At 36.3% G+C, this 23,253-nt stretch carries 21 protein-coding genes and 1 riboswitch; of the genes, 8 read left to right on the top strand and 13 right to left on the bottom strand.

The features are described 5' to 3' along the window. Positions 1-10: 10 nt before the first annotated feature. The 3 genes from DSM02_RS15150 to DSM02_RS15160 form a co-directional block, all read right to left on the bottom strand. Positions 11-1,345, bottom strand: coding sequence for a TolC family protein (locus tag DSM02_RS15150; RefSeq protein ID WP_128766410.1), 1,335 nt, complete (start codon positions 1,343-1,345; stop codon positions 11-13). Next, a complete protein-coding gene (locus tag DSM02_RS15155; protein ID WP_128766411.1) occupies positions 1,335-1,958 on the bottom strand; it encodes a TetR/AcrR family transcriptional regulator in 624 nt (207 codons plus the stop codon). The genes DSM02_RS15150 and DSM02_RS15155 overlap by 11 nt, the downstream gene beginning before the upstream one ends. 145 nt (positions 1,959-2,103) lie before the next feature. Continuing rightward, positions 2,104-3,687 (bottom strand): ABC transporter substrate-binding protein, encoded by a 1,584-nt coding sequence (locus tag DSM02_RS15160; RefSeq protein WP_128766458.1) that lies wholly within the window; start codon positions 3,685-3,687, stop codon positions 2,104-2,106. A gap of 236 nt (positions 3,688-3,923) precedes the next feature. On the opposite strand from DSM02_RS15160, the gene mtaB reads away from it, so the two are divergent. After that, positions 3,924-5,261, top strand: a complete 1,338-nt coding sequence (gene mtaB / locus DSM02_RS15165; protein ID WP_128766459.1) for a tRNA (N(6)-L-threonylcarbamoyladenosine(37)-C(2))-methylthiotransferase MtaB — start codon at positions 3,924-3,926, stop codon at positions 5,259-5,261. A 49-nt stretch (positions 5,262-5,310) separates the two neighbouring features. Here the strand turns inward: mtaB and DSM02_RS15170 are convergent, their stop codons facing one another. After that, positions 5,311-5,610: a GNAT family N-acetyltransferase gene (locus DSM02_RS15170; protein WP_128761214.1), complete on the bottom strand. Its 300-nt coding sequence runs from the start codon at positions 5,608-5,610 to the stop codon at positions 5,311-5,313. 233 nt (positions 5,611-5,843) lie between these two features. On the opposite strand from DSM02_RS15170, the gene DSM02_RS15175 reads away from it, so the two are divergent. Then, positions 5,844-6,494 carry an alpha/beta hydrolase gene (locus DSM02_RS15175; RefSeq protein ID WP_240674072.1) on the top strand — a complete coding sequence of 217 codons (651 nt, stop codon included), beginning with the start codon at positions 5,844-5,846 and terminating at the stop codon, positions 6,492-6,494. A 36-nt stretch (positions 6,495-6,530) separates the two neighbouring features. Next, positions 6,531-7,481, top strand: coding sequence for a lytic transglycosylase domain-containing protein (locus DSM02_RS15180; RefSeq protein ID WP_128766413.1), 951 nt, complete (start codon positions 6,531-6,533; stop codon positions 7,479-7,481). 79 nt (positions 7,482-7,560) lie between these two features. Here DSM02_RS15180 and DSM02_RS15185 read toward each other — a convergent pair whose 3' ends face one another. Together DSM02_RS15185 and DSM02_RS15190 are read right to left on the bottom strand one after the other, a co-directional pair. Beyond that, a complete protein-coding gene (locus DSM02_RS15185; RefSeq protein WP_128766414.1) occupies positions 7,561-8,265 on the bottom strand; it encodes a TlpA family protein disulfide reductase in 705 nt (234 codons plus the stop codon). 161 nt (positions 8,266-8,426) lie between these two features. Continuing rightward, entirely contained in the window at positions 8,427-8,984 is a 558-nt protein-coding gene (locus tag DSM02_RS15190) for a DUF2892 domain-containing protein (RefSeq protein WP_128761210.1), read from the bottom strand. 201 nt (positions 8,985-9,185) lie between these two features. Between DSM02_RS15190 and rpmH the strand changes: the two genes are divergently transcribed. The 3 genes from rpmH to DSM02_RS15205 all read left to right on the top strand — a co-directional run bounded on the left by rpmH (position 9,186) and on the right by DSM02_RS15205 (position 13,030). Next, positions 9,186-9,347 carry a 50S ribosomal protein L34 gene (gene rpmH / locus DSM02_RS15195; RefSeq protein WP_073098918.1) on the top strand — a complete coding sequence of 54 codons (162 nt, stop codon included), beginning with the start codon at positions 9,186-9,188 and terminating at the stop codon, positions 9,345-9,347. Between the two features lie 109 nt (positions 9,348-9,456). Continuing rightward, positions 9,457-12,309 (top strand): carbamoyl-phosphate synthase large subunit, encoded by a 2,853-nt coding sequence (carB, locus tag DSM02_RS15200; RefSeq protein ID WP_128766415.1) that lies wholly within the window; start codon positions 9,457-9,459, stop codon positions 12,307-12,309. 127 nt (positions 12,310-12,436) lie between these two features. Beyond that, complete coding sequence (locus DSM02_RS15205) at positions 12,437-13,030, top strand: T9SS type A sorting domain-containing protein (RefSeq protein WP_128766416.1); 594 nt, start codon at positions 12,437-12,439, stop codon at positions 13,028-13,030. Positions 13,031-13,357: 327 nt separating this feature from the next. On the opposite strand, the gene DSM02_RS15210 is transcribed toward DSM02_RS15205, so the two are convergent. From DSM02_RS15210 to DSM02_RS15240, 7 genes are all read right to left on the bottom strand, one after another. Further along, positions 13,358-13,762, bottom strand: coding sequence for a DUF819 family protein (locus tag DSM02_RS15210; RefSeq protein ID WP_317128252.1), 405 nt, complete (start codon positions 13,760-13,762; stop codon positions 13,358-13,360). 772 nt (positions 13,763-14,534) lie between these two features. After that, complete coding sequence (locus DSM02_RS15215) at positions 14,535-15,029, bottom strand: acyl-CoA thioesterase (protein ID WP_128766460.1); 495 nt, start codon at positions 15,027-15,029, stop codon at positions 14,535-14,537. A 73-nt stretch (positions 15,030-15,102) separates the two neighbouring features. Further along, positions 15,103-15,471: a 6-phosphogluconate dehydrogenase gene (locus DSM02_RS15220; RefSeq protein WP_128766417.1), complete on the bottom strand. Its 369-nt coding sequence runs from the start codon at positions 15,469-15,471 to the stop codon at positions 15,103-15,105. Between the two features lie 24 nt (positions 15,472-15,495). After that, positions 15,496-16,833: a DNA recombination protein RmuC gene (gene rmuC / locus DSM02_RS15225; RefSeq protein ID WP_128766418.1), complete on the bottom strand. Its 1,338-nt coding sequence runs from the start codon at positions 16,831-16,833 to the stop codon at positions 15,496-15,498. Between the two features lie 137 nt (positions 16,834-16,970). Further along, a complete protein-coding gene (locus tag DSM02_RS15230; RefSeq protein ID WP_128766419.1) occupies positions 16,971-17,759 on the bottom strand; it encodes an ABC transporter ATP-binding protein in 789 nt (262 codons plus the stop codon). Positions 17,760-17,762: 3 nt separating this feature from the next. After that, on the bottom strand, positions 17,763-18,791 hold the full coding sequence (locus tag DSM02_RS15235) for an iron ABC transporter permease (RefSeq protein ID WP_128766420.1): 1,029 nt from the start codon (positions 18,789-18,791) through the stop codon (positions 17,763-17,765). Further along, positions 18,784-19,929, bottom strand: a complete 1,146-nt coding sequence (locus DSM02_RS15240) for an ABC transporter substrate-binding protein (protein ID WP_317128253.1) — start codon at positions 19,927-19,929, stop codon at positions 18,784-18,786. The genes DSM02_RS15235 and DSM02_RS15240 overlap by 8 nt, the downstream gene beginning before the upstream one ends. A gap of 87 nt (positions 19,930-20,016) precedes the next feature. Further along, positions 20,017-20,234: riboswitch (cobalamin riboswitch) on the top strand. Positions 20,235-20,265: 31 nt separating this feature from the next. Between DSM02_RS15240 and DSM02_RS15245 the strand changes: the two genes are divergently transcribed. Then, positions 20,266-22,104, top strand: coding sequence for a TonB-dependent receptor plug domain-containing protein (locus DSM02_RS15245; RefSeq protein WP_128766421.1), 1,839 nt, complete (start codon positions 20,266-20,268; stop codon positions 22,102-22,104). 10 nt (positions 22,105-22,114) lie between these two features. Beyond that, a complete protein-coding gene (locus DSM02_RS15250; protein ID WP_128766422.1) occupies positions 22,115-23,179 on the top strand; it encodes a DUF5074 domain-containing protein in 1,065 nt (354 codons plus the stop codon). Positions 23,180-23,253 lie beyond the last annotated feature (74 nt).

A 23,253-nucleotide genomic window follows, 5' to 3' on the forward strand; every position in this document is an offset into this window, starting at 1 on the left:
TTTGAGGGGATTAATTTTGAGAAAATTGATTGGTGAGCGCGCCTTCAGCGCTTAATAATTCGTAATATTTTTGGGTAATATCTGCTTTCGCATAAGCGAGATTGATACGTGTTTGCAGTTGTTGTACATCTGCTTCAAGTAAATCATTAGTATCAGATAAACCGTTGTCGTATTTGTCTTTAACGATACGGTAGTTTTCAACAGCTTGTTCTTCAGAAACCTCATAGACTTCAAAAGTTTCTAAAGCCAGATTATATTCAGCTAATGCATTTTGAGCATTCACTTGTGCTTGTGAAGTAGCCTGATCAATACGGTAATTCATTTCTTGAGCCTGACTTTCGGCTAATTTCACTTTGGCTTTGGTCTTAAAAAGTGACGAAACATTATACGATAAACCCACACCTACATTCATCGCATTCGTTACAGTAAGTGCATTATTTAAATCAAGAGCTATATAACCCCCTACAAGAGCTAGAGATGGGTAATAGTCCCCTTTTGCAATTTTTATTTGATCTTGTAAGGCTTCTTCCTGATAATTTAAAGCCTGAAGATCATTACGCTGAGAAATATTGGGTAAAGTAGCAGCAATAGGGGTGATGGCACTTACGTCTGTATTAATTGTAGTGTCTTCTGGCAGTTTTAATAAAGCGTTGAGATTATAATTTAGAATACGGGCATTTTTTTTAGCATTAGCCAGTGACAATTCTATATTGGCTTGTTGTAATTGAGCCTTTAAAAGATCATTACGAGCAAGCAAACCATTTTCCTCCATATTCGTAAAATCTTTAACGCGTTGATCTGCGCTTTTAAGATTGTCTTTTACTAAATCTATTGTAGCATTAGCCTTATAAAGACTCAGATACATTTGAATAGCTTGTAATGCGAGTTTTTCCTGTTCATTAGCAGCATTAAATATGGATGCTTGTAACTTGTTTTCACTGGCAGAAACACTATTCTTTAGTTTAAAACCAGAAAAAATTGGTAAGGATACGTCAGCAGAGCCAATTAATAATCCGTTTACATCGGGAGAAGAACTGGTTTGTTCTGATGAGCCATCGCTGCTTTCTGGCGAACTTAACGGAATCTGAAGATTGACATTTGCATTTGTCAAATACCGATATTGACCTGAAATATTCAAGTCTGGATATTGCATATTCTTAGTGATGGTGAGTTCATTTTTAGCCAGATCTATTTGAGATCCGTTTATTTTTGAAGCATCACTTGTACTAAGTGCAAGCTTTACAACTTCTTCAAGCGAGAGATTTTTAGAATTCTGAGCTTGAGCCTGAGCGAATTTTATACTTAGCAGTACAAGTAGAACGGCCAATATAGATTTAGTTTTCATAAGTCAAGAGAGCTTTAAGCGTAGTTTGTATGTGCTTAGTAAGGGTAGTTTTTACAAAAGAGTCGGTTTGCCTTTTGCTTTTTATAGAATAGATCTGATTGAAATATTCCTGATTGTAGTTGAAGTGAAAATAGATTCCTATAAGTGTAGGTATGATTAATGGAATTTCTATGTTTTCTTTAAAAATGCCAGCCTGCTGACCTTTAATAATAAAAGATTCAAGAGTCTGATGATTTTCTTTTTTCTGATTGATGTAGTGCTCAAAGGTGAGACAGCCGGATTCTTTCGATAATTCAGTATGAATTATTTTATAAATACGCTGATTTTCATGAATGCGCATAACAAATAAGGTCACAAGCTGGTCTAGACGTTTTTTAAAACCAACATCATCTTTATTGATAACACTAAGAAGATCAATCTTAAAGTTTGCCATACGGTAAACCACTAAGTGCTCTAGTAATTTTTCTTTTGAGCCAAAATAATAAGATATCATCGCGATATTGATACCTGCCTCTTTAGCAATGTTGCGCACAGAGGTACCGGTAAAACCATTTTCTGCAAACAGTTTTTCAGCAACTGTTATAATTTGTAATTGTTTTTCGTTTAACTCCATAACATTTTAAAAATGTTAGACAAAGTTAAACGTTTGTTTAAATTAAACGTTTGTTTAATTGTATTTAAACACTTGTTTAACAGAAAACGTTTTCGTACTATGAATTGGTTTATGAGATGATCTTAAACTATTATTAGAACTTGTTTTAGTCTTTTCTAACGTGTTTCAAAACCAGAAAATCTTGTGGGTTTGCCTTTAGTCCGTCAACATTTTTGTGTACAAATTTGATCACCTGATCGTAGTAAAGGGTTACAAAAGGAGCTTTTGAGATGAGAATAGAATCCATTTTTTGATAGAGTTCTTTTCGCTTTTCTATATCTGAAATTTTAAAGCTTTCTTCGTAAAATTGATCAAATTCTTCATTAGAGAAGTGTGTGTAATTAGGCCCTCCTGGGGTAAAATTTTTACTGTAATACAGAGAGAGGTAATTTTCTGCATCTGGATAATCTGCGATCCAGCTGGCACGGAAAGCATCCAGTTTTCCAGTTGACTTCAATTGGCGTAGGGTAGAGGGCGGCATCACATCGATATTAATTGTCAAGCCTAATTTTCCCAGCTCCCGTTGAATGTATTCGCAAATATCAAGATACTGGCTGTTTGTTCCTATGTTGATAACAGGATTAGGGTTTCCTGTTTGTTTAATATATTTTTCAATTAACTTACGAGCTTTTACAGGATCATATTCAAATCCTTTAGCACCATAACCGGGTAATCCTTTAGGGATAAAGCCTGAATTGGCAGGTTCTCCTATTCCATTACGCAAATATTTGATCATCTTGACGCGATCAAATCCATAGTTAATAGCTTTTCTAAGTAAAGGAGAGCGTACTTCTTTTGAAGAGCTTTCTAAGAAAAACCCTAAGTATTCTGTATTTAAAAATGGGCCGGTAATCGTCTTTACCTGATCTTTATATTTGTCTTTTAGCTTGCCGGTAGCAGTAAGTAACTCGTCTTTGTAAGAGGGGTCTAGACTGTTGAGCATATCGAGATTGCCCTGAGCAAATTGCAAAAACTCACTTTGCTTATCTGGTAAAAAAGTGATAGCTACAGCTTCGAGATAGGGGAGTTTAACTCCGTTTTCGTCTGTTTCAAAGTAATTGTAATTCTTCCGAAGGACTAATTTAACGCCTTCTTCCCAGCGTTTAAATTTGAAAGGACCCGTGCCTATTGGGTGTTTTCTGAAATCGTTTCCATAATATTCAACAATTTCTTTTGGTATAACTGAGCAATACCGCATTGTTAACAAGCCCATAAAAGCCGGGAATTCTTTTTTTAGTTTAATAACAAGCGTACTGTCGTTAACAGCTTTATAAGTTTCAACATTATTCAACACCCAGCTTCCCGGTGAGGCGACTTTGGGATCTTTAAGGCGATCAAAACTATACACAAAATCTAATGCTGTGACCTTGCGTGTGCTGTCTGCTGTTTTAAATTGTGCGTGTTTGTGAAAAACAACATCATCACGTAAGGTAAAAGTGTATGTTTTGGTATCCTCACTTACAACCCAACTCTTAGCTATATCCGGAGCTATATTTAAACTATCATCCTGTTGTACTAGGCCATTAAATAATTGATTCGTGGGCCAGATTATAGGTGGGTTTCTGGCAAAAGCAGGATCTAAAGTAGCAACATTATAATGCTCATTGTATCTAAAAACTTTAAGTTCATTCTTAGTGTTTTTTTCAGAATTACAAGAGCTGAATACTATAACGAATATTGCGCAAAGCATATACCTGTAACGTTTTTGAAAAAAAGTAAAAAGGCGGTAGTTGTTTAGGGTCATAAGTATCTTCCGTTCATCTGTTGCCAAATAAATTTCTTTAATTGACCAGGCCAGTTGTATGAATCGCTTTACAGACTTGAGCAATAGGATTATTGTAGTTAACTTTGCACCCTTAATAGATGCGGTTATTTTTCGCTTTCGCGAAAGCAAAACAAAAGTAACCAATTGTGAAGAAGATTCTAATGAACGAAGCAGGTAAAAAAGTCGCATTTTATACGTTGGGTTGTAAACTCAATTTTTCTGAAACCGCAACCATTTCCAGAAGTTTTGAAAACGAAGGTTTTGATCGGGTAGATTTTACTGATGAAGCAGATATTTATGTGATCAATACGTGTAGTGTAACTGAAAATGCTGACAAGCGTTTTAAAACTATTGTTAAGCAAGCTCAGAAAATTAATCCCGATGCTTTTGTTGCTGCTGTAGGTTGTTATGCACAATTAAAACCAGAAGAGCTTGCTGATGTAGATGGTGTTGATCTCGTTTTGGGAGCTACTGAAAAATTTAAGATTACAGACTATCTCAATGACCTTTCTAAAAACGATATGGGAGAGGTGCATAGCTGTGAGATTGAAGATGCAGATTTTTATGTGGGGTCTTATTCTATAGGCGATCGCACGCGTGCTTTCTTAAAAGTTCAAGATGGTTGTGATTATAAATGTACGTATTGTACCATACCGCTGGCACGTGGGATTTCGCGTAGTGATACCTTAGAGAATGTTCTTAAAAACGCTAAAGAGATCTCTGAGAAAGGTATACGTGAGATTGTGTTGACTGGAGTAAACATAGGAGATTATGGTAAGGGTGAGTTTGGTAATAAAAAACATGAGCATACGTTTTTAGATCTTGTGAAAGCGATTGATCAGATTGAAGGTATTGAGCGCTTGCGTATCTCCAGTATAGAGCCTAATCTTCTTAAAAATGAAACGATTCAAGTAGTTGCAGAATCGCGAGCATTTGTACCGCATTTTCATATTCCACTGCAAAGCGGTAATAATGAGCTTTTGGGTAAAATGAGCCGTCGTTACAAACGTGAACTTTATGTTGATCGGGTTCAGGAAATTAAAAGACTTATGCCAGACGCGTGTATTGGAGTAGATGTGATCGTAGGTTTCCCCGGAGAGACTGATGAACATTTTTTAGATACGTATACATTTTTAAATGAGCTTGATATCTCGTACTTGCATGTGTTTACCTATTCTGAGCGTGACAATACTAAAGCTGCAAATATGAATGGAGTAGTACCACTTAAAACACGTAAAAAGAGAAGTAAAATGCTCCGTGGACTTTCGGCAAAAAAGAGAAGGGCTTTTTATGAATCTCAATTAGGAACTGATAGAACGGTTCTTTTTGAAGGTGAAAACAAAAAAGGATACATACACGGTTTTACCGAAAACTATGTAAAAGTTAAAACGCCTTGGGACCCTGCATTAATAAATACGACACACCAGATAAATCTGAGTGATATAGATGAAGATGGTTTAGTCCGTTTTGAATATGCAAGCGAACCTGAAATCGCATAAAAAAACCTGCTCTCAAGCAGGTTCAACTTTTTTATGTAGCAAGCAGCTTTTAAATATTAATACCCACAGGTAGTAAATTTTTGTACTTTCTACGGTTTGACCTCATGAATTTCGCAATTTCTGGACTTGTAGGAACCAGTCTGATGTTACGATCTTCAACTTCTTTGAATACAGCAACGATGAAGTCGTTCATTCTATCTTCAGTGCCTTCCGGCATATGAATCTTAGTTAAAAAGATTTTTCTATCCTGAAGTGAATATTCAATTTTAGCCAACTTACCATCAAATGTGGTTTCAAATTGTCTTAAAAAATCGTTGTCTGTTAATTCAATTGCTGTCATTACATCCATATAAAATTGTTTTAAGAAAATAGTTTACTCGATAATAGAGATATTAAAATGGTATATTCAATATATCTCGGCTTATGTTGCACGTGTTTACCGAATAGTTATTTAGTTTTGCTAAAAAGCTTTTGATAAACATTGAACATAATTGTAAGAAAATGCATCGTATAAACGTAAATATACAAAAAAATAAGCAGTTTTTCGGGCTTTAAACTGTTAAACCATTAATGTTGAGGTATATGATTCACGTATATTTAATGCCGGGTATGGCAGCGAATCCCAGTATTTTTGAGCATATAAAACTTCCTGAAGAAAAGTTTGTGTTACATCCTCTTTCTTGGAAAATTCCTGAGACGGCTGAGTCACTTTCAGATTATGCAAAGAGAATGCTTGAAGAAGTAACCGAAAAAAATCCGGTGCTTTTAGGAGTGAGTTTTGGCGGGGTTGTTGTACAAGAAATGGCAAAGCAAATTGAATTTAGAAAGCTCATAATTGTTAGCAGTGTTAAGTCTAAATCTGAATTGCCTAAACGAATGCGTTTCAGCGCTGCTTTAGGTTTATATCGTTTGGCACCGGTAAGTCTAGCTCGCAATATAGATACACTGGCTAATTATGCGGTAGGCGATAGGTTTAAGCATAAAGTTGCACTTTATCAAAAATATTTATCGATTACAGATCCTGTTTATTTGAATTGGGCATTAGAGCAGATGCTCTGTTGGGATCAAATAACTTATGATAACAGACTAGTACACATACACGGAACCAGTGATCCGGTTTTTCCGTATAGATATATAAATAATTGCATTCCTGTCCCTGGAGGAACACACGCAATGATCATCACAAAATGCAAGTGGTTTAACAAAAACCTGCCTAAAATTATTGAGAATTAATTGGTAATTTGCTACAAACTTCAAAACTAATGCGCTATGATAAATTTTAAAAATGTACTGGCCGGTATTGGCCTAGTTGCTACAACTGCTGTTTGTGTGCAGGCTGTACAACAAGAGAAACCTTCGGATCCCGAAATAAAGGAAAAAGAAAAATTAGTAAACGATTATAATGTTTATGCGATTCCGTTACCAGAAACTTTAGATTTTGCAGGAGAACCTGTGCCTTTAGATAATCCTGATATAAGAGAGCGTATGGATAGAGAGCTTTTGGTTAATACGTACTGGCAGTCTAACGGTTTGTTGCTGATCAAAAGAGCTGCGAAATATTTTCCTATAATAGAGCCTATTTTAAAAGAAGAAGGTTTACCTGATGATTTTAAATATTTAGCTGTGATTGAAAGTGGTTTGACACAGGCGGTTTCTCCGGCTCGTGCTACTGGCTTCTGGCAGATATTAAGCACTACAGGTAAAGAGCTAGGACTTGAGGTTAATGATAATGTAGATGAGCGCTATAATATTGAACTTTCAACTCGTGCAGCGTGTAAGTACTTAAAGAAATCAAAGGCTTATTTAGGTAGTTGGACGCTTGCTGCTGCTGGTTATAATGCAGGAAATGCAGGTGTAAGTAGAAGGTTAGATAGTCAGGATGTAAACGGCTATTATGACTTGTTGTTAGGCGAAGAGACCGGTCGTTATGTTTTTAGAATACTTGCACTGAAACAAATATTGTCTGATCCTGAGACTTTTGGTTTTAATTTTACAGAAGATGATCTATATAAAGATGTAGCTTCTTATAAAGTTGAAGTGGACACGGCGGTGACTGATTTTGTGAAATTTGCTCAGGGTTTTGGCATTAACTATAAGATTTTAAAGTTGCATAACCCGTGGTTGCGTGAAGATCATTTAAATAATGCATCAAGAAAATTGTATCATATCGAGATTCCTAAAGAGGGGGTTTACAATGCTAATATTGGTATAGGGCAGTAATAAAAATGTGATTACAACTTAATAAATAAATAAGGGAGCCAGCTGGCTCCCTTATTTATTTATAGACTTAGCTGTTGAATTAAAATGTAGCTAAAGATTCAGGTAATTCATTGATATTGATATTCAAGTCTATATTGATCGCTGCAATTTGACGACTTAAAAAAGTGATATTTTGGTTGAAAATCTGATTTTCACTAAGATTCATTTTATTAGGAGGTCGTCTATTGATATCTAGGATCTCCCCATCTGCAGCAAGGACAAAACTTAAAGAGATTCCCAGTGCGTGTTTTAGAAGTTTAACTGTTTGCATATAATTGTTTTGTACCTCGTCAACATATACAATCTGTATATTGGTATCAAACTGTTTAGCTAATCTGCGTACGGTTTTTTTCTGGTCCCAAAAGAGCACAACAAAATCAACCATATCGCCATATTTTTGAGCCATTTTATTTAAAACAGGAATTTCTCCTTCGTTAGGAATACACCAAGATGCATAAGTTAAAATAATAGTAGGTTTTTCTAGTTCTTCTGTCGAGGCGATAGAACTACTCAGTCTCTCAAATTTTAAAGGATCAATAAAACTTCCCTGAAGATGGTTTTTAACCAATGAGTCAAAAAGAGATTTGGCATAAGAAAATTCTCCACGTTCTAAAGCATCGTCTACTTTAGTGTTGTAGTTGTTTAAATTGAGCGATAGGGCTTCAGAGAAAAAAAGTTTTTCGCTTTTCTCTTGTGCTGAAATACTGAAACTCAATAAAAAAAAGAAAAGTAAAAGTCTTGTCATAAGGTTCGCTTGGGGTTGTTATCCAAAGTTACCTTATGCTACAAGAGCAAAAAAAAGATATCGTTAAAAGGAGTTGAGAATCCGATTAAATACTATCTAAAATGAATTCTGAGCGTTGATTATCAGTTTTTTAGGATGCTAATTGTGCTAGATTAAAAAAATTATCTACGTCCACCACGACCATATTGTTGGCGTGGCATATTTGCAGCTTGCTTCATTTGCTTTTTCATCATTTTAATTTGCTCACCAAGCATATTATTTTTGTCCAATTTTTTAGCTTCAGCGAGGAGTTTGTCTGCTTCTCTTCTGCGGTTTTTAGTCATTGCTATGCCGGCGAGATTAATTTTTGCCATGGCAAGATCTGCATCCATATTTAAGCCCAGTTCAACTGCTTTCTTAAAATACTTTTCAGACTGAATCATATTGGTTTGAGACAACATCAAACCATTGAGATAATTATAATACCCGTTTTGTTTGCGTACCAGAGCGGCTTCAGGATTTTTGATTTTGTCTAACCACTTCTGCGCACCGGCAAAATCTTGTTTTCTTAAGCGAAGAAAAGCCAGAATAAGAATTTCATTTTTAAAATATAGGAGCACAAAGATTGCGGCAAGTAAAATGAGCATAATACCATTACCTATAGATCTGTCTATAATCTGCCAGATAGCAAGACCAAGAACAAGGGCAGCAAGTACTAATTTTATATTTTTGTTGAACATGAAGATTCGTATTAAAAGACTCCTAATATAGAGTAGCTAGTTGTTATTTTTATGAGCGTGCAAATGTAATAAAAACAATCTAAAATATTTTATAGAATCTATTTGCTGATTTAGAAACTGTTTGTATATTTGCGCCCAGCTTTTGAGAAGGTAATTCTCAAATTAATAATCGAAAAGTAAAAGGATTAAAGAAGATATAAAATGAGCAAAAGAACCTTTCAGCCTTCAAAAAGAAAAAGAAGAAACAAACATGGATTCCGCGAGCGTATGGCTAGCGCTAATGGTCGTAAAGTCCTTGCTCGTAGAAGAGCTAAGGGTAGAAAGAGATTATCTGTATCTTCAGAGCTAAGACATAAAAGATAAATGGTGATTTTCCATTATTAAAAATATTAAGGTGTTACTTTTATAAGTAACACCTTTTTTTATAAATACTACAACCGAATTTTTAGATAATACTCCTAATCTCAGTATAATGCCAAAAAATAATAAACTTAAGTCTATTTTAATTATCGGTTCTGGTCCTATCGTTATAGGCCAGGCATGTGAATTTGATTACTCTGGGTCTCAGGCGCTCCGCTCATTGCGTGAAGATGGTATAGAAACCGTTCTGATCAACTCAAACCCTGCAACAATTATGACAGATCCTGTTATGGCAGATCATGTTTATTTGTTGCCTTTGACAACTAAATCACTCGTAAAAATTTTAAAAGAACATCCTCAAATTGATGCTGTTCTACCTACAATGGGTGGACAAACAGCATTAAACCTTTGTATTGAAGCAGATGAAAAAGGAATTTGGAAAGACTTTGATGTTGAGATTATAGGTGTTGATATTGATGCAATTAATATTACGGAAGATCGTGAGAAATTCCGTGAATTGATGTTGAAAATAGGTATAGGTATGGCACCTCAAGCTACCGCAACTTCTTTTCTTCAAGGTAAGGAGATTGCTCAACAGTTTGGTTTTCCATTAGTAATTAGAGCTTCATACACATTAGGTGGAGCAGGAGCTTCTATTGTTTACAAGCCAGAAGATTTTGATAAACAACTAAGCCACGGTTTAGAGATTTCACCTATTCACGAGGTGATGATTGATAAGGCTTTAATGGGGTGGAAAGAATATGAATTGGAGTTATTACGCGATAAAAATGATAACGTAGTTATTATTTGTACTATCGAGAATATGGATCCTATGGGAATTCATACCGGAGACTCAATAACAGTTGCTCCGGCAATGACCTTGAGTGATACTACATTCCAAAGAATGCGTGATATGGCAATACACATGATGCGTTCTATAGGGGATTTTGCAGGTGGATGTAATGTGCAGTTTGCTGTAAGTCCTGATGAGAAAGAAGATATTATCGCTATTGAGATCAACCCGCGTGTGTCTAGATCATCTGCATTAGCTTCTAAGGCTACCGGTTATCCAATTGCAAAAATAGCGTCAAAATTAGCTATAGGATATACATTAGATGAGTTAGACAACCAGATCACAAAATCTACTTCAGCTTTATTTGAGCCAACATTAGACTATGTAATTGTAAAAATTCCTCGTTGGAACTTTGACAAATTTGAAGGAAGTGACCGCACTCTGGGATTACAGATGAAATCTGTTGGAGAAGTGATGGGTATAGGTCGTTCTTTTCAAGAAGCTTTACATAAAGCAACCCAGTCGCTTGAAATTAAGCGTAACGGTTTAGGAGCAGATGGTAAAGGTTATACTAATTACGATACTATTATAGAAAAACTGACCAATGCAAGTTGGGATCGTGTTTTTACTATATATGATGCGATACAGATGGGTATTCCATTAAGTCGTATTCACGATATTACTAAGATAGATATGTGGTTCCTTAAGCAATTTGAGGAATTAAATGCTCTTGAGAAGGAGATTTCAAACTTTAAAATAGACACGCTTTCAAGAGATTTATTATTAGAAGCTAAACAAAAAGGTTTTGCAGATCGTCAGATTGCTCATATGCTAGATTGTTTAGAAAGTGATGTTTACAATAAAAGAGATGAACTTAAAGTGAATCGTGTTTACAAATTGGTAGATACGTGTGCGGCTGAGTTTGTGGCGCAAACACCTTATTTCTACTCTACTTTTGAAAGCGATATGCAGCTGGCAAACGGAGAGCGTTTTGCACAGAATGAAAGCAAAGTAAGCGATAAGAAAAAAGTAATTGTTTTAGGGTCTGGACCTAACCGAATAGGGCAGGGAATCGAATTTGATTACTGTTGTGTACACGGTGTTTTAGCTGCTGCAGAATGTGGTTATGAGACTATAATGATCAACTGTAACCCTGAGACGGTATCTACAGACTTTGATACGGCAGATAAACTTTATTTTGAGCCGGTATTCTGGGAGCATATTTATGACATTATCCGTCACGAAAAACCGGAAGGTGTAATCGTTCAGTTAGGTGGGCAGACTGCTTTGAAATTAGCTGAAAAATTAGACAGATACGGTGTTAAAATCATCGGTACCAGTTATAAAGCACTAGATTTAGCTGAAGATCGTGGTAGTTTCTCAAGATTGCTTCAAGAGAATAATATCCCGTATCCTGAGTTTGATGTTGCAGAAACTGCAGAAGAAGCTTTAGCTGTGGCAGATCGTTTAGATTTCCCAATTCTTGTAAGACCATCTTATGTATTAGGAGGTCAGGGAATGAAGATTGTAATCAATAAAGACGAATTAGAAGAGACTGTTGTTGATCTTTTACGTAAAATACCGAACAATAAATTACTTCTTGACCACTATTTAGATGGAGCAATAGAAGCCGAAGCAGATGCGATTTGTGATGGTGAAAATGTATACATCATCGGTATTATGGAGCATATAGAGCCTTGTGGTATTCACTCAGGGGATTCTAACGCAACCTTGCCTCCTTTCAATTTAGGAGATCTTGTTATTCAGCAAATAAAAGATCACACTCATAAAATTGCTTTAGCGCTTAACACGGTAGGATTGATCAATATTCAATTTGCTATTAAAGATGATAAAGTTTATATCATAGAAGCAAACCCCAGAGCTTCTCGTACGGTACCGTTTATTGCAAAAGCATATGGTGAGCCTTATGTTAATTATGCAACTAAAGTAATGTTGGGAGAGAAAAAGGTGACCGACTTTGATTTTAAGCCGAAATTAGACGGTTATGCAATCAAACAACCGGTATTTTCTTTCAATAAGTTTCCAAATGTGAATAAAGCCTTAGGCCCAGAAATGAAAAGTACGGGTGAAAGTATCTTATTTATAGATAGTTTGAAGGATGACGCATTTTATGATTTATACGCTAGAAGAAAAATGTATTTAAGTAAATAATTTTTGCAACATAATGCTGTGAACAACGTCTTTATGTAAAGTATAGTATAATTATGAGAAAATTTTAGCATTTTTAAGTTATACTTATTTTATCTTTACATAAAGACTTCAAACACAGTAATATGGCATGAAATTTACTTGGCTTTACATTTTTATATTTATAATAGGAGCATCTATAAGCGCTCAGGAGACACACATAATCAAGTGGGCCTCTGGGACTGATGACCTCCAAGCTCCACTAGAGGTTCAAGTGGGAGATAAAGTGCAATGGGTTTTTGGGGAGTCAACACCGCAGAATTTAATTGGTAATTCTTTAGGTGAATCTTCAGATTTTGGAATTCAACAGGTCTTAGCTAAGGGGTCTATATATGAATATGTGTTTGCAAAAAGAGGTATTTATACGTTTCAGAGCGCTGTAAATAAAGATTTGAAAGGAACCATTCGTGTAACCCAATCAAAATCTACTTTATCGCAGACTAAAGACGGCTTTAAGATTTATCCTAACCCTGTAAAAGACAGAATATTTTTTAAGAATCCTAAAGCTTCCAACGGAGTAGAAATTACATTCTACGATGTACTAGGAAAGCTTGTAAAACGGAATTCTATCGACTCTAATATGTTGCAAAGTGGTATGGATGTAAGCCGACTTAAGCGTGGCGTTTATTTGGTTCAGATAGATAATGGAGAGCGTTCTTTTACTCAGAAACTAATTAAAGATTAAGAATCACACACGAATTATAATAAAGCCCTTCTGGATTTCAGAAGGGTTTTTTGGTTTTATCCTTATAAATTGTATTCTTCAGGTTTTAGTTTATCCTGATCAAAATCTATGAAAAAATAGTCTACTTTATCCTTAGAAGAAAATCACTTTTTTATGTTGCACATATTCATATGATAGCCAAACAGGTATGTTTTACGAGTGCTAAGCATTAGTGCCCATGTTCCATAAGCAGGATGTAAAGATATGCTCTGCTGTACATGTAACGTATCCAAAAACCGTCAAAAGTATGCCTTGCCGAGGTTAGATAGGGATGAAATTATGTTGCTATCACAGAAGCTGAGGCAGCCCGTCCATGTTTGCCTGACTCCCCACTTCAAGAAAGGAGTAGGGTGGTTTGATGAGTTTGGTAACACCAATGAGCAAACCTCCATGAATGCTAATCCAGATTAAACCAATGGCAATCAGACCCGGGTTTTCAAGCGCTTTGGTCAAACCCATTTGTATACTTATGGTCGCTGCGAGAATGTAGATAAAGCGCTCACCAAATTTACTGCTGCAGGCCCCTTCGTAATTTTTCGTTCTGGTAAATGGAAGTATAATCCCGAAAGCGGTAGCAAAAACTACCATCCATAAAAAGTCTGTACGCAGCGAAGACAGGATTTTTTCTTTGTTGCGAACTACTTCAAAATTGTTATCTAAAAAGGAAGCGAAGTGTGTATTCAGATAGTGCACCAGACCTTTTTGCTGTGAGCCGAATCAGGTTCAAAGACACTCTCTCAATTCTTTTCAGAATACTCCTAAAACGAGACTAAGGATACAGATTAGGAGTCGGATCGCTTTAAATACAGCCGGTTTTATGCAGAAACAGATTTGGAACGGTTTTTTTAAGTGGACTATGTGTAACGGAGGAATCTCCTGTTTAGTATCATTTCAGGTTTTTTAGGGTACTTGTATTAATAATAGACTCCAGAATCCTACCGGGATTCTTCCCGGTAAATCCCAACTGCAACCATAGTGCAACCACACTGCAACCACACTGCAACCACACTTTACCACACTTTTTGTGGTTGAAGACGGTTGGATTAAGGTAGTATATTGGTATCAGGTATAAAGATTCAGGTAGTTATCAGGACTAAACCAGATACTAAGAAAGACGTGGTATAGAACATAGAATGGGGTGTGTAAAGTATGAATGGGAAAACCTTTTGCGAATGTGATGGGAGAAATTCATGAGTTGGCTGCTGGTCCCCCTTTCTTTAACAATGAATGCCTTATCAGGGTTTTATGTGATTCTACGGGAACAAGATCCGGGCAGCAACGGAAATTTAACTATGGCTAAAAACCGCTTCGACTTAAAGTTAGCCTAATTGGAGAAGTCTCGAACTGTTTGAGAATGCCTGCGGTTTAAAGAATCCCTAAGCTTTTCAAGCTATACTTTATGGGCTGCTAAATCATGTATTTGCACCTCAAAAGTTTTGGTGTTATTCAGCTTTGGAATTTTTGATTAATACTTCAACTGCACCTTATGTGAGTTTTTAAGTATCTCGAGATCCTCGTTGTTGATTTCGTGTTTTGCAGAAGACGCTGCCCGGTGCTTTTTCTTCATCTCCTGGCGGTTGAGGCTTTTTAAAAAGCGGCGCATCTGCTTTTCGTTTTTCAAAATAAGACCGGGCACAGGCACCGAGTCCCCGTTTTTATCTTTAGCAACCATTGTAAAATAACTAGAGTTACAGTGTTTTATAATTCCGCTGTGTATATCTTCAGATTCAACCCGAATACCCACAACCATTGAAGTTCTGCCCACAAAATTTACTGAAGCTTTCATTTCCACGAGTTCGCCCACCTCAATAGGTCTTAAAAAATCCACAGTATCTACCGAGGCGGTCACGCAATAATTGCCGCTGTGTTTTGACGCGCAGGCAAAGGCGATCTGGTCCATTAAAGAAAGAATGTAGCCTCCATGAATTTTTCCGCTGAAATTAGTATGAGAAGGTAGCATCAGTTCGCTAATGGTCACCTGTGATTGTTCAATATTTTTAAATGATTCCAAGTAGGTTGGTTTAGAGGGTTGTTTATTCGCGATTAAAATGTGGTGAATTTTCTTTGGAGATATCGGTTACAAAATATTTTGTATCACCCCAGAAAATAAAGGTTGCATAACGCTCAACGTAAGTCAACTTTACATAGCTTCCCTGATAATCTTTCAGTTTTTGAATAACTTCATCTTCACTTCCCATCACCGAAAAATCAAAGATCTGAGCACCACTAATTCCCTGACTAATCTGGCCTTCCCAGGTTTTAGATAAAATACCTTTTTTACTGAATTTGATCAGTTCGCCTGCACGTGTCCCTTCACTATAAGGAACAAAATAAACAAACGAGTAAAACAGAATGGCGAGAAGTATGATTCCGCCCAAAACAAAAGCTAAAAGTTTTTTCATAAAATACAGGGTCTAAGTTCAAATTTAGTCATTAGCTGCTTCAATAGAGTCATCTTCTGTAGCGCTGTTCAATAATTTTTGATCTATATCTTTACTGGTTTTGGCTCCAAGCTTTTTTAGACGTTCTACACGGTTGATGAGATTGCCTTTTCCTGTAAGTTTTGTCATCGTGCGATCATAGGTGTTTTGTACCGTTCCCAGTTGGGTTCCTACTTTGATGAGTTCATCTGTTAACAGTGTAAAGGAGTCATAAAGTCTGCCGGCCTGCGTTGCAATTTCTATAGCATTCTTCTTTTGACGATCGTTTTGCCAAAGGTTTTCTACCAGTTTTAAAGCGGCGAGCAGGGTAGAAGGAGTAACAATGATTACATTTTTACTAAAAGCTTCCTCATAAAGTTGCGGAGCATGGGCAGAAGCAATAGCAAAAGCGGGCTCGATGGGAATAAACATAAAAACCGTATCTGGACTTTCTTCTAAAAGAGCTTGATAATTTTTTGAACTCAAGGTATTAATATGGTTTTTTACCGAAAGAATATGCTGTTTAAGAAAGGTGTTTTTTAAATTTTCTTCAGTTTCAGAAACGTATCGTTCAAAGGCTGTAAGAGATACTTTACTGTCTACGATCATTTTTTTTCCATCAGGAAGATGGATTAATACGTCTGTCTGAAAACGTTTTCCGGTTTCGTCAGTATGGCTGTCTTGCAACGTGTATTCGCGATCTTTCTCAAGTCCAGATTTTTCAAGAACTCGAGTGAGTATTAGCTCACCCCAGTTTCCTTGCATTTTAGTATCGCCTTTTAATGCCTTGGTAAGATTATCTGCATCTTTACTCATTTGTAAATTGAGTTCTGCCAGACCTTTTATTTGCTGTCTCAGTTCGCTGTGTCTCCCTAAACTTTCCTTATTTGTGTCTTCTACCTTTTTCTCAAAACTGTTGATTTTTTCTTGTAAGGGTTTTAAAATTGAGTTTAGGTTTTCTTTATTCTGAAACATAAATTTAGAAGATTTCTCTTCCAAAATTTTATTAGCAACAATCTCAAAATCCTTTGTGAATTTCTCCTGAAGTTTTTCTAGTTCAGCAGATTTTTCTGAGATGCGCTGTTCTAAGTTTTCAAAAGCTACATTACGGCTGGTTAGTTCATTTTGAAAAAACTCTTTATCGTCCTGCAGTTGCTCTTGTTTTTTGAGCAAATCAGCTTTTTCTTTTTCAAAACCTTCCAGTTGTTGCTCTTTGAGTTGTAATCTTTCGTGTAAGCGGGCAGTTTCAGATTTTTTTTTAAGACCAGTAATTAGTTGACCTAAAAAAAAGCCTATACTTAAGGATACTATAACACTAATTATCAGGATGAGACTATCATTCATGCAACTGGGATTTATTGGCACCCCCAAAGGGTTTAATACCCCGAGTCTTGCCTCTATATTGAAAAATTGTTTCTAATAAATAACTCGTGGGCTTGCCCCGAGGTAGTTTACTCAAAGATAGGGATAAGGCTTTGGTATTACCGAATAAAAAATCGCTGGTTTTCTTTGTTGAAGCCAATAATGTTATCGGGGAATAACTGTTCAAAAATCCCAGACTCTGTCAAGTTTTTCGGAGTGTCTTGCGTTGCTTTTCCGTTGTGAATCACCAGCATTTCATCAGACATCCCTAAAACCAATTCGATATCGTGCGATGTACTTAAGATCGTTTTTTGTTGCTCGTGAGCGATTGTTTTCAGTAAAGAAAAAATAGAAGCTTTGTGATGTAAATCAAGATGAGTTGTGGGTTCATCAAGCAAAATGACTTCCGTATTTTGGGCTAAAGCACGAGCAATTAGTGCTCTTTGAAATTGGCCGTCGCTTAGTGCGTGACAAGCTGTATTTTTAAGAGCTTCTAACTCAGTTGCGTTTATAGCATTTAAAATATGGACTTTATCTTCTTCTGAAAGTTTTCCTAACCAATTAGTATAGGGCTGTCTTCCTAGCGCAACCAACTCTAAAACTGTTAGGTTTTTTGAAATATATTGTCCGGTTAGAACTACGCTCAATTGTTTAGCTTTTATTTCAGCATCAAGTGTTTTAATAGGTGATTTTTCAAGTAAAACCTCTCCGGAAATAGGATTCTGAAGTCCGGCTAGTGTGCGTAATAATGTAGATTTACCAGAGCCATTAATACCCACCATTGTTGTTAAGGTTCCTTTTTTAAGAGAAAGATTCACATCTTCAACAATGATAATCTTTTCCTGTCCATTTTTATATCCAACGGAAAGTTTTGAACTGCTTAGCAATATTTTATTAAAATCTGACATTACTTAAAATAAGAGTTTTTTCTTCCTAATTAAAAGCCAGATCACAACCGGCGCACCTATAATTGAAGTAATAGCGTTTATGGGTAGCGAGAATTCAAATAGAGGCATTTGTGCCAATGTATCGCAAAAAAGCATCAATACAGCACCTCCTAAAACGCAAGCCGGCATCAGCGTCCAGTGATTAGAAGCTGTAAACCATTGTCTGATCAAATGCGGAACGGCGAGCCCGACAAAGGCTATTGGTCCTACAAAAGCAGTTAGACTTCCTGCGAGAATACTGGTTGCTATTAAAATGATAAATCTGCTTTTTTGTAAGGAAACACCAAGCGTCTGAGCATAGTGATCACCAAGTAATAGACTGTTGAGGCTTTTTGTGACTGAAAAAGCTAAAATCATTCCTATAAAGTAGCAAAACGAAAGAATTATTAGTGCATCCCAAGAGATGTCTCCCAGACTTCCGAAGGACCAAAACATATACCGCTGTAATTCTTCTGCCGGACTAAAATACGCGAGTATGCTTACCACTGCAGCAGTAAGACTCCCAAACATTAAGCCTATAATCAATAAAGCCATCGCATCGCGAACTCTTGAGGCGACAAGCAATACAATGCTCAAAACAGCAAAACTTCCCAAGCTGGCAGCGAGAATGGTTCCCCAGCCATTAGGCACAACAAATGCAGATAAGCCCAGAGCACTTCCTCCTAAAATAAAAAAAGCAACACCCAAACTTGCACCACTACTAATTCCTAATACAAAAGGTCCCGCCAGCGGATTTTTAAATAGCGTTTGCATCATTAAACCTGCAACAGCTAGTCCGCTTCCGGTCATAATAGCCGCTAAAGCTTTTGGAATTCGATAATCGAGAATGATATATTGCCAGGCTTCTTTTACACTATCATCCCCAAGAATAATTTGAATAATAGCCTTTAATGGAATCAGTACTGAACCCAAAGCAATATTGACTACGAACAGCAAAATCAAAAGTGTTCCTAGAATTACAAATTGAACGCTATGTTTACTGGTACTATTCAAGTGGTGTGAAAAAGTGAGAGGCTTTATTACTGTTAAGTTCCGGGTGAAAAATAGTTACCAGATCTTCAAGAACCCAGTCTGGTCGAGAAGGAGCCAACTCATAATAAAGCATTCCACCGGTTTCTCCTTTTGCAGCAGCAAAGCTGTAAATAGCTTTGTTTTTAAAAGCAGCAAATTGTGTGTAGGCATCATTTGTTTCTTTTAAAGATTGGTAGCTTTCAAAAGCATTAGGAGCAATCCAAAATTCAGCATTTTGTGCCTTATCCAGAACACTTTCAATACTTAAAGAAAGGCTTCCGGTTCCCTTGGTGTCTTTATATAAATACTCAGCATTTGCATCAGCTACCAGTTGTGCGGCCCAGCTTTCACCTTTTGGTAAATACCATACATCTTTAAACATAGCACCACTTAAAACTGTAGGCTTTTTCTTCGCTTTAAGGGCTTCTTTTTTTAAAGAATTGTAGTTGTCTTTTATGGAGTTGAAAATAGAATCAGCTTGTTTTTCTTTATTGTAGAGTGCAGCAAAAAATTTGATCCATTCTGCTTGACCAAGAGGAGAAGTTTCCGTCCAATCGCCATTATACAATACCGGAATATTTGCGCGTTGCAACGAGTTTAAGCTTTTGTTCTCACCTTCAACGCCAAAGCTCACCACAACATCAGGATTTAAATCGATCGCTCTCTCTGTATTTATAGATTCATTTTGTCCTAATTCTTCAATTTTTTCAGCCTTGATAAGCGCTCTTGTTTTGGGCGAAGAAATATAATCAAGATTTGGGAAACCCTTTAGAGTTTCTTCAACACCAAGCAGTTCTAGGGCGGGAATATGCGTTGTTGAAGTTACCACGATTGAAGTAATCGGGATTGTTAGTATAGCATCTGCTTCGATGCTATCTGGTAGTTTTTGTCCTTCTTTGAGTAATGCATATCTGAAGGTTTTTTTACTTCCGGGCCATGCTTGAGAAACACTTAAAATTTTATAAGCTTCGTGGTCTAGAATGTCAAATCCTGTAGCAAACTCTACTAGTGATTTGCTCGTTTGTTGATTCTCTGAAACTTCAGGTTTTGACTCGTTTTTACACGAGTTAAAGAGTAAAAAAGAGAAGAGAAATACAGTTGTAAATAGGTTTTTTATCAAAATCGTCTGATTTGGTGTTTAGGTAGTAATTGAAATTCAAAAGTAAGATTAATTAAAAAAAGTAAGGTAGACTAAGTGATTTGATTAACTTCGCGCTTGAATTTTGGTGGTTATTTTCTACTAACGGAAATACCTTAAAAGGGAATCAGGTGCTTAATTTTTTTAATATTCCTGAGCTGTTCCCGCAACTGTAAGCTTTGTTCGGTTAACCGAACGGTAAAATCGCTCTTACACCACTGTCTTTACGATGGGAAGGTTGATTTTTATACGCGAGCCAGGAGACCTGCCAGAAGTAACTATTAACTGAAGACTTTCGGGGTAAAGGTCAAAGGGCTTATGAATTTTAGATTTAACTACATTTTTGTAGGGATTCTGTTGTGTGCAGGGTTTCTTTATTCGCAAGAGCGTACGGTGACGCCTCTAGACTCTGTGTATTTAACAGATTCTAAATTAAAGGAATATTCTACCGGTCGCGATGTCTTGACGCTTTCTGATTCGATTTTGTACCAAAACAGAGCTTTACTAACCAATACACTCAATTTTAACACGCCCATATATTTTAAAGAAAATGGCTTGGGAATGGTCTCATCACCATCATTTAGAGGTACAACTGCTTCTCAAACCGCTGTGTTGTGGAATGGGATCAATATCAATTCTCAGTTTAACGGTCAGCTTGATTTTAATACGATCAACACCGGTGCTTATAATGAAATATCAGTGCGTGGCGGTGGTGGAAGCGTCGTTTATGGTACGGGGGCAATAGGCGGAAGTGTACATTTAAACACGACGTTAAGCTTTGAAAAACTACATGAACATAATCTCTTTCTTCAATATGGTAGCTATACTACTCGTGATGCTCGATACACTTTTAAATTGGGTACAGACCAATGGAGTTTAAATCTGGCATTGTCCCGAAACAGCAGCGATAACGACTATGAGTATCCAAATGGAGGTGAAAATTTAAATGGTCAATTTGAAAATACTGCATTTAATGTAGGTCTGGGATTTAAAATAAATGACAAGAATTCTATCAGGATTTTTAGCGAACTCTTTGACGGGGAGCGCCATTTTTCATTAATACGTGCTTCAGAGACTGCTACAAAATATCAAGATCTAAATAGTAAGAATTTATTGGAGTGGGAGAGTAGCTTCGGAGATTTTATTTCGGTTACTCGACTGGCATATTTAGATGAACACTATAAATACTTCGGAAATCTCAATTACGATTCGTTCACCTTTGGAAGGGCTAAAACATTTATCGCAAAATATGATTTGAGTTATTCTGTTTTAGATAATCTAACACTGAATACCGTTTTGACCAATACCAACACGACCGGTGAAGGTTCAAGTTTAGGTGAAAATGATCGAAATATTTTTGCAGCTGCTCTTTTAATGAAACATCAGTTGGCTTCGGACTTTAAATACGAATTGGGTTTTAGAAAAGAAGCTACAGCCAATTATGATAGTCCGTTTTTGTTTTCTGTAGGAGCTACGAAAGACTTTAGTGATTTTTTCAGTTTAAATGTTAATGCTTCCCGAAACTTTAGAATTCCTACCTACAACGATCTGTACTGGTCTTCTGCCGGAAATCCTGATTTGCTTCCGGAGAAATCTTTGCAAGGGCAGATAGGAGCTGTGTTTAATTACCGCTCGTTGCGTTTAAACATCACAGGGTATTACAATTCGGTTACAGATATGATCAGATGGTTGCCCGGAAGCGATGGGGTTTGGAGACCGGTTAATGAAGATGAAGTGCAAATCTATGGTTTAGAATCGGGTTTAAACTGGTTTAAGACTTTTAAAAATAAACACCGATTTTCTTTAAATGCGACCTATGCGTATACAATTTCAGAGAATAAAGAGACGGGTTATCAACTGATCTACGTTCCTTTTCATAAAGTCACTGCCGGGATGAATTATAACTATAAGCGACTGCATACAAACCTTCAATTCTTATATGTGGGAGAAGTGTTTACACGCAGTGATAACAACAGTCGATATAATCTAGATCCCTATACGGTTGGCAACTTCAGTATGGGCTATCGCTTCGGCAAATCAGAACAATTTGAACTGGGTGGACGTATCAATAACTTTTTTGATGCTGAATATCAAAGTGTTGAAAACCGTTGGATGCCTGGTCGAAATTTTACTATGTACTTAAATTTTAAACTATAAATAATCAAAAATGAAAATTAATAAACTTAGTCTTTTAGCGCTTTTAGGCGTATTTATTTTAAACTCGTGTTCTAATGACGATGACAATCTAGAACCACTTCCTGAAGGGGATTACACTGATGGTTTTTTTGTTACTAACGAAGGAATGTTTGAAGGAAGAGGAACAGTCTCTTTTATAAGCGACGACTTACAAACTTCAGATATTGATGTGTATTCGACAGTAAATCCTTCTGAAAGTGATTTGGGTCAATTTGTACAGTCTATATTTTTTGACGAAGACAATGCGTATGTAATTTCTAATGGATCAAATTATATAACTGTCGTAGATCGCTATACCTTTGAATATATAGGAGTGATTGATTCAGAACTTTCAATTCCAAGATACGGTGAGGTTGTGAATGGAAAAGCTTATGTGACCAATCAGGGAGATTTTTCTACAGGAGCAGATGATTATGTTGTTGTAATAGATTTAGAAACCCTAACAGTAGAAAACACGTTAATTATCGGTAATAAAATTGATAAATTAGAAGAGGAAGACGGTCTGATTTATATTCAAGGAAGTGCCTTTAATGATGGTAATAGTATAAATGTTTTAGATCCAACTTCAAATTCTATTACAACTACGTATACAACTGAAGGATCTCTTAACTCATTTGATATTGAGGATGGTTTTATTTATGCTTTAACGAGAAAGGATGTTGAAGGTACAGATCCTCTGGAAAAAGTAGCTTATTTAGAAAAAATAGATCTTGCTACAGGAAATAGATCTACTCAGATTGTTTTTTCACAAGCAACCAGTGTTGCAAAAAACTTAACAATAGAAGATGATACAATTTATTATATGATTGGTACTTCTGTATATAAAATAGCTTTAAGCACAAGTGAGGAGCCGTTGCAAGATTTACTTACTTTTAGCGGTAATCTTGCTTACGGATTTGATGTAGAAGATGATCGCATATTTATTGCTCAAGGAACTTTTGATTCAGATAGTTTTGTTGAGATCTACTCAACAAATGGAAGTTTATTAAAAAATATAACAGTTGGATTAGGACCCAACGGTTTCTATTTCAACTAAACAACTTCTTACACTTTAAAGCATAAAAAAATCCGCTGATGAACTCAGCGGATTTTTAGTTTATAAAAATGAAA

This window comes from Leeuwenhoekiella polynyae, assembly GCF_004104075.1.
GTDB classification, from domain to species: Bacteria; Bacteroidota; Bacteroidia; order Flavobacteriales; family Flavobacteriaceae; genus Leeuwenhoekiella; species Leeuwenhoekiella polynyae.

Excerpts from the sequence above, each read along its gene's own strand:
- DSM02_RS15150 (WP_128766410.1), bottom strand. The coding sequence starts at position 1,345 with ATGAAAACTAAATCTATATTGGCCGTTCTACTTGTACTGCTAAGTATA.
- DSM02_RS15155 (WP_128766411.1), bottom strand. The coding sequence starts at position 1,958 with ATGGAGTTAAACGAAAAACAATTACAAATTATAACAGTTGCTGAAAAA.
- DSM02_RS15160 (WP_128766458.1), bottom strand. The coding sequence starts at position 3,687 with ATGCTTTGCGCAATATTCGTTATAGTATTCAGCTCTTGTAATTCTGAA.
- mtaB (WP_128766459.1), top strand. The coding sequence starts at position 3,924 with ATGAACGAAGCAGGTAAAAAAGTCGCATTTTATACGTTGGGTTGTAAA.
- DSM02_RS15170 (WP_128761214.1), bottom strand. The coding sequence starts at position 5,610 with ATGGATGTAATGACAGCAATTGAATTAACAGACAACGATTTTTTAAGA.
- DSM02_RS15175 (WP_240674072.1), top strand. The coding sequence starts at position 5,844 with ATGATTCACGTATATTTAATGCCGGGTATGGCAGCGAATCCCAGTATT.
- DSM02_RS15180 (WP_128766413.1), top strand. The coding sequence starts at position 6,531 with ATGATAAATTTTAAAAATGTACTGGCCGGTATTGGCCTAGTTGCTACA.
- DSM02_RS15185 (WP_128766414.1), bottom strand. The coding sequence starts at position 8,265 with ATGACAAGACTTTTACTTTTCTTTTTTTTATTGAGTTTCAGTATTTCA.
- DSM02_RS15190 (WP_128761210.1), bottom strand. The coding sequence starts at position 8,984 with ATGTTCAACAAAAATATAAAATTAGTACTTGCTGCCCTTGTTCTTGGT.
- rpmH (WP_073098918.1), top strand. The coding sequence starts at position 9,186 with ATGAGCAAAAGAACCTTTCAGCCTTCAAAAAGAAAAAGAAGAAACAAA.
- carB (WP_128766415.1), top strand. The coding sequence starts at position 9,457 with ATGCCAAAAAATAATAAACTTAAGTCTATTTTAATTATCGGTTCTGGT.
- DSM02_RS15205 (WP_128766416.1), top strand. The coding sequence starts at position 12,437 with ATGAAATTTACTTGGCTTTACATTTTTATATTTATAATAGGAGCATCT.
- DSM02_RS15215 (WP_128766460.1), bottom strand. The coding sequence starts at position 15,029 with ATGCTACCTTCTCATACTAATTTCAGCGGAAAAATTCATGGAGGCTAC.
- DSM02_RS15220 (WP_128766417.1), bottom strand. The coding sequence starts at position 15,471 with ATGAAAAAACTTTTAGCTTTTGTTTTGGGCGGAATCATACTTCTCGCC.
- rmuC (WP_128766418.1), bottom strand. The coding sequence starts at position 16,833 with ATGAATGATAGTCTCATCCTGATAATTAGTGTTATAGTATCCTTAAGT.
- DSM02_RS15230 (WP_128766419.1), bottom strand. The coding sequence starts at position 17,759 with ATGTCAGATTTTAATAAAATATTGCTAAGCAGTTCAAAACTTTCCGTT.
- DSM02_RS15245 (WP_128766421.1), top strand. The coding sequence starts at position 20,266 with ATGAATTTTAGATTTAACTACATTTTTGTAGGGATTCTGTTGTGTGCA.
- DSM02_RS15250 (WP_128766422.1), top strand. The coding sequence starts at position 22,115 with ATGAAAATTAATAAACTTAGTCTTTTAGCGCTTTTAGGCGTATTTATT.